General features: G+C 38.3%; 13 protein-coding genes. 11 read left to right on the forward strand and 2 right to left on the reverse strand.

Translation table 11 applies throughout. The annotated features are described in order from the left end of the window. Nucleotides 1–119 precede the first annotated feature (119 nt). Genes H4J69_RS17470 through H4J69_RS17485 form a run of 4 tightly spaced genes read left to right on the forward strand, consistent with a single transcriptional unit; the run spans nt 120 to nt 3248 of the window. Entirely contained in the window at nt 120–1574 is a 1455-nt protein-coding gene (locus H4J69_RS17470; protein ID WP_182214013.1) for a curlin, read from the forward strand. A gap of 46 nt (nt 1575–1620) precedes the next feature. Next, the gene (locus H4J69_RS17475; RefSeq protein ID WP_259366432.1) at nt 1621–2025 is read left to right on the forward strand and encodes a curli production assembly/transport protein CsgE; all 405 of its coding nucleotides are present in this window, start codon (nt 1621–1623) and stop codon (nt 2023–2025) included. Nucleotides 2026–2042: 17 nt separating this feature from the next. Then, nucleotides 2043–2459 carry a curli assembly protein CsgF gene (locus H4J69_RS17480; protein WP_182222895.1) on the forward strand — a complete coding sequence of 139 codons (417 nt, stop codon included), beginning with the start codon at nt 2043–2045 and terminating at the stop codon, nt 2457–2459. Between the two features lie 3 nt (nt 2460–2462). Then, complete coding sequence (locus H4J69_RS17485; RefSeq protein ID WP_182214008.1) at nt 2463–3248, forward strand: CsgG/HfaB family protein; 786 nt, start codon at nt 2463–2465, stop codon at nt 3246–3248. A 77-nt stretch (nt 3249–3325) separates the two neighbouring features. Here the strand turns inward: H4J69_RS17485 and H4J69_RS17490 are convergent, their stop codons facing one another. Beyond that, nucleotides 3326–4030 carry a LuxR C-terminal-related transcriptional regulator gene (locus H4J69_RS17490; RefSeq protein WP_182214007.1) on the reverse strand — a complete coding sequence of 235 codons (705 nt, stop codon included), beginning with the start codon at nt 4028–4030 and terminating at the stop codon, nt 3326–3328. Nucleotides 4031–4345: 315 nt separating this feature from the next. Here H4J69_RS17490 and H4J69_RS17495 point away from each other — a divergent pair, with 315 nt between their 5' ends. From H4J69_RS17495 to H4J69_RS17505, 3 genes are all read left to right on the forward strand, one after another. Next, a complete protein-coding gene (locus H4J69_RS17495) occupies nt 4346–4912 on the forward strand; it encodes an elongation factor P hydroxylase (protein WP_182230841.1) in 567 nt (188 codons plus the stop codon). Beyond that, nucleotides 4905–6041, forward strand: a complete 1137-nt coding sequence (locus H4J69_RS17500; RefSeq protein ID WP_182245028.1) for an ATP-NAD kinase family protein — start codon at nt 4905–4907, stop codon at nt 6039–6041. Before H4J69_RS17495 ends, H4J69_RS17500 begins: the two co-directional genes overlap by 8 nt. 64 nt (nt 6042–6105) lie before the next feature. Then, nucleotides 6106–6399, forward strand: coding sequence for a YfcL family protein (locus H4J69_RS17505; protein WP_070374290.1), 294 nt, complete (start codon nt 6106–6108; stop codon nt 6397–6399). 22 nt (nt 6400–6421) lie between these two features. Here H4J69_RS17505 and mnmC read toward each other — a convergent pair whose 3' ends face one another. Beyond that, a complete protein-coding gene (gene mnmC / locus H4J69_RS17510) occupies nt 6422–7714 on the reverse strand; it encodes an FAD-dependent 5-carboxymethylaminomethyl-2-thiouridine(34) oxidoreductase MnmC (RefSeq protein WP_310733624.1) in 1293 nt (430 codons plus the stop codon). Between the two features lie 176 nt (nt 7715–7890). Between mnmC and fabB the strand changes: the two genes are divergently transcribed. From fabB to H4J69_RS17530, 4 genes are all read left to right on the forward strand, one after another. Continuing rightward, nucleotides 7891–9102 carry a beta-ketoacyl-ACP synthase I gene (fabB, locus tag H4J69_RS17515; RefSeq protein ID WP_070374288.1) on the forward strand — a complete coding sequence of 404 codons (1212 nt, stop codon included), beginning with the start codon at nt 7891–7893 and terminating at the stop codon, nt 9100–9102. Nucleotides 9103–9305: 203 nt separating this feature from the next. Next, nucleotides 9306–10439 (forward strand): 4-phosphoerythronate dehydrogenase, encoded by a 1134-nt coding sequence (locus tag H4J69_RS17520; RefSeq protein WP_182245029.1) that lies wholly within the window; start codon nt 9306–9308, stop codon nt 10437–10439. A gap of 50 nt (nt 10440–10489) precedes the next feature. After that, the gene (locus H4J69_RS17525) at nt 10490–11509 is read left to right on the forward strand and encodes an aspartate-semialdehyde dehydrogenase (protein WP_070374286.1); all 1020 of its coding nucleotides are present in this window, start codon (nt 10490–10492) and stop codon (nt 11507–11509) included. Nucleotides 11510–11751: 242 nt separating this feature from the next. Next, nucleotides 11752–12873: FimV/HubP family polar landmark protein (locus H4J69_RS17530; RefSeq protein WP_310733625.1), on the forward strand; the 1122-nt coding region annotated here is incomplete at its 3' end.

Raw genomic sequence — 12873 nt, forward strand, 5'->3', positions numbered from 1 at the left:
TGTTAAACAGTTATGGGAATACAAAACGCCAATACAGGTAAGACAACAAGCTTCTTATCCATTAAAAACATTGTGAGTAAATTGTGTACTCAAATAAAAAATAAAAATAGGGATATATTTTGAAACTTAATAAATCATTAATCACTTGCGCCATTGTTATGGCACTAGGTTTAAATCAAACGGCTTTTGCCGGTGAAGATACCAAGGAAGTTACAAGTACGGTTGTTATTCAATCCGATCTGATGGTCAATGCACTAGGGAATGTGATTATGTTGTCACAAAGCTCTACGGTAGGTACTGATTTAGGTAATGAAACGACTATTTTTCAAGAGGGTGATGTCAATGGTACTGGCTTTACTGTGATCGGTGAAGGCAACATCGCAGAGATCATGCAAATAGGCGCTGAAAACTTAGCTGTTGGTACCTTTATTGGTAACAATAATGAACTGTACGTTGATCAAGATGGTGATATCAACGAAACAGAAAATAACGTTACCGGTGATAATAACCTTGTTGAAGTAAGTCAGCTGGGCGCTGGTTATTTGGGTATTGGTAATCGTGTTGTTAATGAGGTTGTGGGTGACGGCAACGAAATCACTGTAGATCAAGGTGACGGCGGTCATTGGGCTATTAATAGTGAACTAACCGGAGCCGATAACACTATCGATATTGTCCAAGATGGCGAATGGAATGAAACTTACCTCACCACTATTACCGGTGACAGCAATACTGTTGAAAGCACTCAAGATGGTTATTGGAATGTGACAAGGGTATCAGCGATTGAAGGTGATGCAAACGAACTTGAAATAGAGCAAGATGGCGCTCGAAATCAGGTTACTATCGCATCAGTTGCTGGTGATGAAAACGAAATTGCTATCGATCAAGAAGGTGATAACAATATCGCTGAGTCAGGACTTTATATCGGTAATGCTAACACCACTGACATCATGCAAAACGGTGATGGAAATACGGCTAGCTTTGATGTTATTGGTGATGAAAACGACTTTAACTATATACAAGTAGGCGATAGTAACAGCAGCTATATTGGCGCTATTGGTACTAATAATGAATACACTTCTGTTCAAGTGGGTAACTTAAATGAAAGCCACGTTGTTAACTTTAATGGTAATAACAATAACATTGACGTGATGCAATCTGGCGACGAAAATGTTGCTGTTTTAGAAGCTTCAGCTGATGACAATGTCTTGACCACAAGCGAAAATGAAATTTCAATCGCTCAAACGGGTTTTGCTAATGACGCGGTAGTGGTGTTAAGTACTATTCTTAGTAGTAATGCGAATACCATAGATATTGCTCAAAACGGCGAATTAAACTCATTAGATATTCTAGTTGAAGGCAGTAACCACGAAATTGGTATCGAACAAATAGGTGATGAAAACTTAATCTATGGAACTGATGGCGGCGCTATGCTTATTGGCGGCGACAATATTGCATTTAACATAAGCCAAGTGGGTAATGGCAACGTTGTTGAGGGATCTTTTATTAGTGATTCTGGCGTAGTTTCTATCACGCAAATGGGTGATTGGAATTCTGCGGTCATTGTACAGCAGTAATGACTTGTTAATCTAAATTTGGATAAGGGGCCACAGGCCCCTTTTTATGTCTCTTAATATGCTTAAATATATATCTTTAATCTTGATCATCCTTTTATCGTTATTTTCGCCTTCTAGCCATGCGTCTAGTGAAGTCGAAATAGGGGGGTTACTCCTTGATAATACCAAGAGTCGTTTAGGACATGATTTTTACTTTAAATTTAGTCAGTTATGGCATGACGTACCAAACACGCAAGGTATAAATGTTCAAATAATAGAACAAATTGTACCCAGAGCAGGCACTAAGCTTAGTTTAGTGCTTAACCGTCGTATTATTTATGTCACTTACTTTGGGCGACGCCAATCACCGGTCAAAGAAAAAGTAGAGCAAGCGATATTTATATTAATCGATGCAATGTCGCAGCCTCAATATAGTCGAAATAATATTGATATGGCTGGGAATGGTTTTTAGTCATAAGGAAAGTAGCGATGAAAAAATTAATATTAGCTTTAGCGATTCACCTTAGCTTAAGCGCTTACGCAATGAGCTCAGAATTAGTTTATACACCCATTAATCCAAGCTTTGGTGGTAGTGCATTAAACGGCAGCTTTTTGTTAAGTAAAGCACAAGCACAAAATAAACATAAAGCCGAACAGAGTAAAAAAAGCTTTGAAGAAAAAGTATCAGATGCTATTGAACGGGCAACAATTAGCGATATTGTCAGTCAATATAAAGACACTGTTTTAGGTGAAAGTGCGGTATTTAATAATGAAGGCGATACCACTTTTTTTAGTGGCGATTATCAAATTGATATTTTATCTGCTAACAGTGACAGCATTACTATCGAAATTACTGATTTATTAACAGGTAAAATAACTATAATTGAAATACCGAAGTTTGGATAAACCATGAAAAAAATTATAATCGTGACCCTAGTTGGCCTGTTATCGGCCTGTAGTGTATTGGATTCAGCGAGTAATTTATTTCCTCCTAAGCAGTCATTAGCAACAAAAATGATGCCGTTAGAAAGTTTTAAAGAACTAAAGGCTTTACCTAAACCTAAAGGACCAATAGCCGTTTCAGTGTATGCTTATCGAGACCAAACAGGACAATACAAACCGCAAGCTAATGTCAGTTCATTCTCTACTGCGGTAACTCAAGGCGCTACCTCTATTTTGATGCAGGCGTTAAGTGACTCTGATTGGTTTTTACCGGTAGAGCGTGAAGGTTTACAAAATGTATTAACTGAACGAAAAATTACCCGCGCAGCCAATCAAGCAAACAAAGCGACAGAAAATATAGAATTACCCCCATTGACCACCGCTAAAATACTGCTTGAAGGTGGCATTATCAGTTATGACTCCAATACTAAAACCGGAGGCTTTGGTGCTGAATATTTTGGTATTGGTGCTTCAGAGCTATATCGTGAAGATCAGATCACCGTTTATATGCGTGCGGTTGATGTGCGCACTGGGCAAGTGCTTGTGTCGGTATCTACCAGTAAAAAAGTGCTGAGCCAAGAAGTACGCGCTGGATTTTTCCGTTATATCAGTTTTAAACGTTTAGCTGAAATGGAAGGCGGTTATAGTGATAACGAACCTATGCATGTTTGTGTGCAACAAGCGATTGAAAAAGCGATCACTGAATTAGTCATTAAAGGCATCGCACGAAATGTATGGCGTGCTGACGTTTAAGCGTTATTCGCAACAACTAAAAGGCCAGTGATTAATCACTGGCCTTTTAGTTTGTATCATATTTAGAGCTAATGATATTAATTCGCAGTAAAGAGATAATCCTGTGTCCGACTGATCAGTTCAATACGATTTCTTGATTGGGTTTTTCTAAAAATACTATAAAGGTGCGTTTTTACTGTATTGGGACTAATGTGAAGCTGATCAGCAATTTCTTGATTTTTTGCACCACGAGAAACTAAGCCAATGATGGTATTCTCACGTCGTGTCAGGCTGGGTAAGCTTATTGATTGTTGCTGTTGATTTGCAGGGAGTTGATTTAATTTACTCACTTTAACAAGTAACTCACTGAGCGCACTATTCATGGTTTTTCGTTTAAACCATCGCTCATTTTTTTGTAATCTTGTAATACCACGCAAAATAATGTCAATGCGTTCCCCTTGATAAAATATCCCAGCAATGCTCGATATCAACAGTTGTTTTTCATCACATAAATTATCGGTAGCATTAAAAAAAACAACCCGTACTCTAGAGGTAAGTTGCTGTATTTCCATTGGAATATTGTCTGTTAAAATATAGAATTGTAAATCAATAAAAATCAAATCAAAAACTGTTATTAGCTCATTATTAGGTAAGGTTTCTGCTAACGTGATATCAATACCACAGGTTTTAACTAGGTCGGTAAACTGGAGGGTAGAGTGGTGAACTTCATTTTTTGCAATATTACTTACTACACTATTTGTTAAAAAGAAGGCTTTGAGCTTAAGTCCATTTATTGGATCCATAGTTAACTAATTCCCTATCCATGTAATATTCAATCCTTTTTATGCTTATTTAACCGATAAGAAATTACACAGATATCTTGTGTCTACTTAACAATAATTTTGCATTTGTTACATCAACATAACAAATAAAAAGCGCAATGTCGTTATAAAAGAATAAACATTTATAATTAAAAAATTACCCTTGAAAAGTATCCAATTACCGTCATTTAATTTCATTATCTAAATGCTTTATTTAGCTAAAATAGCCAGTGCAAGCCGAATGACTTTTGGTTAGAATACCTCGTCTATTTTTTACCTATATGCCAGAATATAAAAATGCCAGAACCCTACCAAGATTTAATTCAAATCTTTAATGACACATTTAGTTCCAGCACCAATACTCGTTTGATCAAAGGCGACGACGAACCTTTGTATAGTCCGGCAAGTAATGCCTGTGACTATCATCAAATTATTTTTGCTCATGGTTTTTATGCCAGTGCTTTACATGAAGTATCACATTGGTGTGTGGCTGGAAAAGCACGTCGGTTATTAGAAGATTTTGGTTATTGGTATATGCCTGATGGTAGAGATGCGGAGCAACAGAAAACATTTGAACGGGTTGAAATTAAACCACAAGCAATTGAGTGGGCTTTTAGTGTGGCAGCAGGGAAAAAATTTAATGTTTCAGCTGACAACCTCAATGGTGCAGCTGCCGATACTATTACTTTTAAAGAAAATGTTTTTCAGCAAGTGCAACAATATTTGCATCAAGGGTTTCCTGTTCGCGCTCAAGCATTTATTGACGCACTGGCTAATTTTTATAACGTATCGTTGCCTTTGAATATCACCCAATTTTCTGCCAACGCAACATTTAATCACTCAGAGACTGTTACTCATGTTTAAACTTGGTTTTATTATCAATCCTATTGCTGGCATTGGCGGCAGTGTTGCTTTGAAAGGAAGCGATGGAGATGGCATTGCAGAACAAGCCCTAGCGCTTGGAGCTACCGCAAAAGCAAATCAGCGAGCAAGCTTAGCACTGTCAATACTTCTACCTTATCGAGATGACATTATCGTTTATTGTGCTAATGATCTTATGGGAGAGATGGCCGCTCAGGCACTTGGTTTTAAAACCCAAGTTGTTTTTCAAACCGATAAGCCTGAACATACCACGGCAGAAGACACTGAAAATACTGTAAAAGCCTTGTTAGCAGAGCACGTAGATATATTATTATTTGCTGGTGGTGATGGCACTGCCCGCAATGTTTGTAAAATTGTTGGCGACAAATTTCCTGTGCTAGGTATTCCTGCGGGCTGTAAAATTCACTCAGGTGTCTATGCCGTTACGCCAAAAGCTGCGGGGCGGGTAGTAGAGATGATGCTGACTAATCAGTTAGTTACCCTTACCGAAGCTGATGTTATGGATATCGACGAATCGTTATTTCGAGAAGGTATTGTTAAAGCAAAACGCTATGGCGAAATGCAAATTCCGGCTGAGTTACGCTATGTTCAAGCGGTTAAATCTGGTGGCAAAGAACTTGATGAGCTAGTGCTGCAAGACATTGCTGCTCATGTTATTAATGAAATGGACGATGAGCTTTTTGTGATTGGCTCAGGCTCAACCACCGCTTTTTTAATGGAAGAGTTGGCGCTAGATAATACTTTACTGGGCGTTGATCTGGTTGAACAGCAACATTTAATTGCCAGTGATGTAACCGAGCCGCAATTATGGCAAGCAATAACCTCGGCGAAAGCCGATAATAAAACAATTAAGTTGGTGATCACGTTAATTGGTGGACAAGGTCATATATTTGGTCGAGGTAATCAACAGCTCAGTCCACGAGTGGTCCGCGCCATCGGCAAAGATAATATTTTAATTATAGCGACGAAAGCGAAATTAACAGCATTAGCATCAAGACCCTTAATTGCTGATACCGGTGATAGTGATTTAGATATCGAGCTTTCAGGGTATTTACCGGTAATAACAGGATACAATGATCAAGTATTATACCCGGTAGCAAGTCCACAATAATGGGCTTTCAATCTATGTTTACAACTAATCATAAATTTTTTAAAACTTAACAGTAAGTAGAATTATGTCAATTGAAGAAAAAAAATCGTTTGAAAATATTGCTGCCCTTTATCTATATTTAGATAATTTATTTGATCAAGATAACAGTGATGACCAATTATTTGCCAGCAGCTATTTACGCGGCTTTATCAGTTTATCTGTTATTGAATTTGGTGATGAGTCGCAAGCACTCTCTCAAGAACTTGCGCTAAGTATCGATGAAAAATTGCAAGCAGCCCGTACCGAATTGAGCCCGCAAGATAGAAAAATAGTACAAGACTATTGGCTAGACCTTAAACAATCATTTGTATCGGTTTAGTCATAACAGCCTTTATTAAAGACTATAAATATTTACGACGAATAATATCGCGAATAACAAACCTGTTGGGTGATAAGTTAAAAAGTTCTTGTCTGCCAACAGGATATTCGCCACCCGTTAAATCAGCAGTCAAAATATCGGCTAATAGCGGCGCTGTACATAAGCCCCTAGCACCCAAGCCGGTAAGTACGTATAGATTTTTAATCACAGGTGCAGGTTCTTGATAACGCCAGTTTTTATCTTTTGCTAAATGGGCATAGCTGCTTTTATGCTGGGCTATATCAGGCATAGCGCCCACAACAGGTAAGTGATCTGGTGTCATACAGCGTAAACGAGCTTTACTCGAGGTAACGTCTTGTTCGCGCCATGATACTAATTTAGGCAGGCACTTTTCTAACATGGTTAAATTATATTGATCGCCAGCATCTGTTGCCACAATATCGAAACTGTCCTTTTCAAATGTCGCGCCGATGCAATGTTGTTGCTGGTGTGCAGGTGTTAGATAACCTTTGTGGCAAATAACGGTAGATAAGTTTTTGATCTGCTCGTTCGTTGCCATATTCGTTATTTGACCACGCACAGAACTCAGTGGTAATTCATCAATAATATTGAGTTTAATAGATTCAGCACCGCCGCAAAAAATAACAACTTTTTCATTTATTGTGCCTTTGCTTGTTGTTAGCTGCCAACTCTTGTCGTCTTGCTGGTTAAGTGCGGTAATGTTTACTTGATTTTTTATCGACAACTGCTGAGTTTGCTGTGCTGCATTAAATAGCTGTTGAACTAATTCACCGGGCGCTATCCAGCCAGCGCTGGGCATAAACAACCCCCCGTTTTCAAGTGTAATACCGGCTAATAGTGATGCTTGCTCTGCATTTATACTGGTAATTAATTCTTTTGACCAAGGGTTGGTTTGCTCGAAAATTTTTTGTCTTTTTTCTAAAGCTGTTTTGTAGGAAATTTCAAGCAAGCCACACCAATCATGACTAAAAACAAACCCTTTGCTGTGTAAGTCTTTATAGCATTTTAGTGCATGCCAAAATGCCTGTTGGTAAAACAAGCTAATGTCATCAACTTGTTGATGAATGAGTGGAAATAACGCACCGACATGATTACTTGAAGCGCCTTGGGCAATTTCTTTATCTTTACAATAAAGTGTTACTTTTATATTTTTTTGAGTCAATGCATAAGCAACACAGGCAGCAGCAATGCCACCACCAATAATGGCAACACTTTCGGGTTGCTTAATAATGGGTCTAATTTGATAGCCTTTTCTTTCAAGCGGCGTATTTAAATTTTTTTGTTGTTTAATCACAAGTATTTATTAAATCCATTGGTTTTCAAGCGCTAAAGATAGTATTTTAACGTGAATTAAATGTGTCTGTCATAAAATTGTAAAAACCAGTGTACACGTGTACACTGAGCAGACCAGTTTGTGGGCAAATTTCTGTATGATATGCCTGATTTTTCAATTTTTAAATGGTTATTCAAATGAAACGTGTAGTGATCACCGGATTAGGCATTGTATCGAGTATCGGTAACAATGCGGAAGAAGTTTTATCATCTCTTAAAGCAGGCCGTTCAGGTATTAGTAAATCTGAAAGCTTTGCAGAAGCTGGTTTAAAAAGTCATGTTTGGGGTAAGCCCACGATTGAGCCTAAAGATCATATTGATCGCAAAGCATTTCGTTTTATGGGTGATGCAGCAGGTTATGCTTACATCGCTATGGAACAAGCCATTAATGATGCCAAACTAACTGAAGACCAAGTATCAAATGTTCGTACCGGTATTGTTGCTGGCTCAGGCGGCGCGTCTTCAGAAAATATTGTTATTACCACGGATACACTCCGTAATCGCGGTATTCGCCGTGTTGGCCCTTATGCTGTGCCTAAAACTATGGGCAGTACCGTTTCAGCTTGTTTAGCAACACCTTTTAAAATTAAAGGTGTTAACTATTCAATCAGCTCTGCGTGTGCAACGAGTGCACACTGTATTGGTAACGCCATGGAACTTATTCAACTGGGCAAGCAAGACATTGTTTTTGCTGGCGGTGGTGAAGAAGTTCATTGGTCTCTAGCGATGATGTTTGACGGTATGGGCGCTTTATCTGCGGGTCGTAATGATACGCCAGAACTTGCTTCACGTACTTATGACGCTGACCGTGACGGTTTCGTTATTTCAGGCGGCGGCGGTATGGTTGTTGTTGAAGAACTTGAACACGCTTTGGCTCGTGGTGCACATATCTATGCTGAAATTGTTGGCTATGGCGCAACTTCTGACGGTTACGATATGGTCGCTCCAAGTGGTGAAGGCGCAGTACGTTGTATGCAACAAGCCATGCAAGGTGTTGAAGGTAAAGTTGATTATTTAAATACTCACGGTACTTCTACACCTGTTGGTGATGTTAAAGAGCTTGGCGCAATTCAAGAATTGTTTGGTAAAGATTCACCGGCAATTAGTGCAACCAAAGCAATGACGGGTCATGCACTCGGCGCGGCGGGTGTTCATGAAGCTATTTATTCATTACTGATGATGGAAAACAGTTTTGTTGCTCCGTCTATCAATGTTGATAACTTAGATGAAAAAGCGCAAGGCCTAGATATTGTTACTGAAAAACGTGATGTTGAACTTAATTTGATTATGTCTAACAGCTTTGGCTTTGGTGGCACTAACGCTACTTTAGTGATGAAAAAATATAAATAATGACAAACAACGATACCTTGTCATTTAGTGTTTAACTAAATCAGAAATACGCTTTGAATATAATTAACCGCGTTTTTCTGTTTGGTTACATCTAAAAGACTCAGTATTATTTTGTTATTTAAAAAGCCACTTTATAGTGGCTTTTTTGCATTTAAGATACAATAACCCTCATCAGATCAATAATGACTTTAGGTTTATAAACCATGAAGATTTTTTACGATGAAAACATGCCTTTTGCTGAAGAGTTCTTTGGCGACCTAGGTGAATTACACCCATTTGTTGGTCGTGAGTTAACCGCTCAACAGGTCAAAAGTGCGGATGTTTTATTAGTGCGCTCGATTACTAAGGTTAACCAAGCGCTATTAGCAAGCAATTCAACTTGTCAGTTTGTTGGTACGGCAACAATCGGTGTTGACCATATTGATCAGAGTTATTTAACTGAACGGGGCATTACTTTTACCGCAGCGCCAGGCTGTAACGCTATTTCTGTTGCAGAATATGTGATCAGTGCCTTGGTTGTCTTAGCCGAACGTTACTTAATTGATTTGTTCTCGTTAACCGTAGGTATTGTTGGTGGGGGTAATACCGGTACTCGTTTAAGTGAAAAATTATCGGCACTGGGTATTAAGTATTTAATTTGCGATCCACTACTCGCCGCAAAACAGACAAATAATACTAAAGACCAACGCCATTACTCATCACTTGATGATGTTTTAGCTTGTGATGTCATTTCACTGCATGTTCCCATCATTGAAAATGGCGAACAGCCAACTTTTCACTTACTCAATGAAAAACGTTTAAAGCAACTGCACGAAAAGCAAATTCTTATTAACGCCTGTCGCGGTGAAGTTATCGATAATAAATCGTTACTGGCGCTTAAAAAACAAGGGCATGGTTTGAAAGTTGTTTTAGATGTTTGGGAAAATGAACCTAATATATTGCATGAACTTATTGCCTACACTGAAATATCTTCTGCGCACATTGCAGGTTATAGCTTAGAAGGAAAAGCACGTGGTACAGAAATGCTCTATCAGGCATTATGTCAACAACTGAATATGCCGATAGAAAAGCACCTAAGTGATTTTTTACCACGCGCCTCAATAACCGAAGTTGAAATTAATCAACCGTTCGAGCAAATACTACTAAACCAGCTCGTAAAAATGGTTTACGATGTACGTCGTGATGATGGAATTTTCAGAGAAACAATTTTAAGTCATGGCTTTGACCACATTCGGAAAACTTATCCGGCTCGCAGGGAGTTTTCTGCGGTTAAAGTAAGCATGACAAATCAAGCCAAGAGTGATGTGCCACATCATCTTGGTTTTCTTAAAAAGTAACTTATTTAACGTATATAAAGTACTAATCTTCAAAGCAAAGAGAGAGTGACATGGCACAGAAATTTGATGTCTGCGTATTAGGCGCTACAGGTTTGGTGGGTAAAACCATCATTGAAATATTAGAAGAACGTGATTTTCCAATCAATAAATTATACCCGTTGGCGAGTGCTCGTTCAGCAGGTGAATTTATTGATTTTAATGGTCAAAGTATTGAAGTACTCGATGCTGACCATTTTGATTTTAGTCAAGCGCAAATTGGCTTTTTCTCAGCGGGTGGCTCAATTTCAGCTAAGTTTGCTCCTATTGCTGGTGAAGCAGGGTGTATTGTTATAGACAATACTTCTGAGTTTAGATACGACGCAGATATTCCGCTAATCGTTCCTGAAGTTAACCCAAGTGCATTAGCTGATTATAGAAACCGTAATATTATTGCTAACCCTAATTGTTCAACTATTCAAATGATGGTCGCGCTAAAACCTATCTATGATGCTGTTGGTATTAATCGTATTAATGTTTCTACTTATCAATCAGTTTCTGGTGGTGGTAAAGCAGCAATGGACGAATTAGCTAAGCAGACTGCAGACTTGTTAAGCGGAAAACCTGTTGAGACTAAACATTTTCCTCGTCAAATCGCTTTTAATGTTATCCCGCAAATTGATGTCTTTATGGATAATGGTTATACCAAAGAAGAAATGAAAATGGTCTGGGAAACGAAAAAAATTCTAGGCGATGAAAACGTTCTTGTTAATCCAACCGCGGTTCGTGTGCCGGTATTCTTTGGTCACGGTGAAGCCTTACATATTGAAACGGGATCACCGATTTCAGCAGAAGAAGTTAAAGATTTGCTTGAGCAAGCTGAAGGTATTGTTGTTTGTCGTAATGACGAAGACTTTCCAACACAGATAGGCGATGCAAGCGGAAAAGATGCCACTTATGTTGGTCGTATTCGTGAAGATATTAGTCATAGTTGTGGGATCAATATGTGGGTTGTTGCTGACAATGTACGTAAAGGTGCGGCAACAAACAGTGTACAAATTGCTGAATTATTGGTTAAAGACTACCTTTCATAACATCCCTTTAATAAATGAGTTAGCGTTAAAGTTGAGTTAACCTTAAGATTTATTAAAGAAAAATCAAAACTCGTCGTTATAGTTAACGACGAGTTTTTTTGTTTCATTATTACTAAAAAAATGTGTATTAACTTGCTATGATATAAACAGCAGGTGTAGGGTTGGAATAAAATTTGCTTTACTTTCTCTAGGCTTGAAGTGCCAAACAATTGGCAGTAAATAAAAATAATTAGGAAAACTTGATGCATCGATTATTACGCCTGTGCCTGTGGCAGGTAATATTTATAAGCATTACCACGTATAGTGTTTCTTTGTTCGCCTTTGAAGAAGGCGGTATTCGTATTCGGGGCCCCAAGGCGACGGATATGTTTCCGTACGATCAATACGGGCCTATTACCTCAAAAGATACCCTGTGGAACATTGCTTTAAAAGTTCGTCCAGACCCTACTTTGTCTGTTTATCAAGTAATGCAGGCGTTATATCAAAAAAATCCGCAAGCATTTAAAGAAAATAACTTAAACCATCTTAACAATGGCCAGTACTTAAAATTGCCGTCTGTTAGTGAGATGCGTGCCATAAATCCTCTTGCGGCAAAAAGTAAGTCAACCTCTGATGATAAAACATGGCAAAAGAAAGTTGCTAAAACTGTTAAGAAAAAAATTGTTCCTCCTGCTGAACTTGCCATTAAAAAGGAAGATTTAGACGCGACTAAAAAAGAAATCAATGCACAGCTTGAAGAAATAAACTCTAAGCAAACCGTTCGTTTAGAAACTATCCAAAATGATGTTTTAGATTCAATTGATGGCTTGCAGGCTATTCTTAAAGAAAATGCAGTTGTTGATGAAAAAATATCAACGGTGAATCAGCAGCTGAATGTTTTTAAAGAAGCTTCAACTATAGAAGATGAAAAACAAAACGCTCAATTAGCACTGATCATGTCACTTCAGCAAGAACTATTGAAAATGGCAGAAGCGAGTGAGCAAGCGTTATTATTAGAGAAGCAAAAAGCTGAACTTGAAAATGAAGGCATAACCTCGCAGCTTTGGTTTCAGATCTTAATGTCAACGCTACCAGCATTTTTTGTCTTGAGTCTTGTATTTTGGTTCTTGCGCCGTCAAAAAGGTGGAGAAACTGAAGCTGTAGCTAAGCCTAAAAAATCAAAAACTGTTGCTCAAGAAAAAGCCAAACCAGCAGACACAGCTGAAGCACCTCTTGCTGCTTTAGATAACGAACTTTCACTTGATGATGAATTATCGCTTGATGATGAATTATCACTTGATGATGAACTTTCAATGGACCTAGGTGAGGATGAACTTAATTTAGATGATTCATTGTTTGCTGACGACGCAGATGATGGATTAGGT

Origin of the sequence: Colwellia sp. BRX10-9 (assembly GCF_014077405.1) — a bacterium.
Classification (GTDB): domain Bacteria; phylum Pseudomonadota; class Gammaproteobacteria; order Enterobacterales; family Alteromonadaceae; genus Colwellia_A.

Bases quoted from the DNA above. Each gene is read 5' to 3' on its own strand.
- H4J69_RS17475 (WP_259366432.1), top strand. From the start codon at position 1,621: ATGTCTCTTAATATGCTTAAATATATATCTTTAATCTTGATCATCCTT.
- H4J69_RS17480 (WP_182222895.1), top strand. From the start codon at position 2,043: ATGAAAAAATTAATATTAGCTTTAGCGATTCACCTTAGCTTAAGCGCT.
- H4J69_RS17485 (WP_182214008.1), top strand. From the start codon at position 2,463: ATGAAAAAAATTATAATCGTGACCCTAGTTGGCCTGTTATCGGCCTGT.
- H4J69_RS17490 (WP_182214007.1), bottom strand. From the start codon at position 4,030: ATGGATCCAATAAATGGACTTAAGCTCAAAGCCTTCTTTTTAACAAAT.
- H4J69_RS17495 (WP_182230841.1), top strand. From the start codon at position 4,346: ATGCCAGAACCCTACCAAGATTTAATTCAAATCTTTAATGACACATTT.
- H4J69_RS17500 (WP_182245028.1), top strand. From the start codon at position 4,905: ATGTTTAAACTTGGTTTTATTATCAATCCTATTGCTGGCATTGGCGGC.
- H4J69_RS17505 (WP_070374290.1), top strand. From the start codon at position 6,106: ATGTCAATTGAAGAAAAAAAATCGTTTGAAAATATTGCTGCCCTTTAT.
- fabB (WP_070374288.1), top strand. From the start codon at position 7,891: ATGAAACGTGTAGTGATCACCGGATTAGGCATTGTATCGAGTATCGGT.
- H4J69_RS17520 (WP_182245029.1), top strand. From the start codon at position 9,306: ATGAAGATTTTTTACGATGAAAACATGCCTTTTGCTGAAGAGTTCTTT.
- H4J69_RS17525 (WP_070374286.1), top strand. From the start codon at position 10,490: ATGGCACAGAAATTTGATGTCTGCGTATTAGGCGCTACAGGTTTGGTG.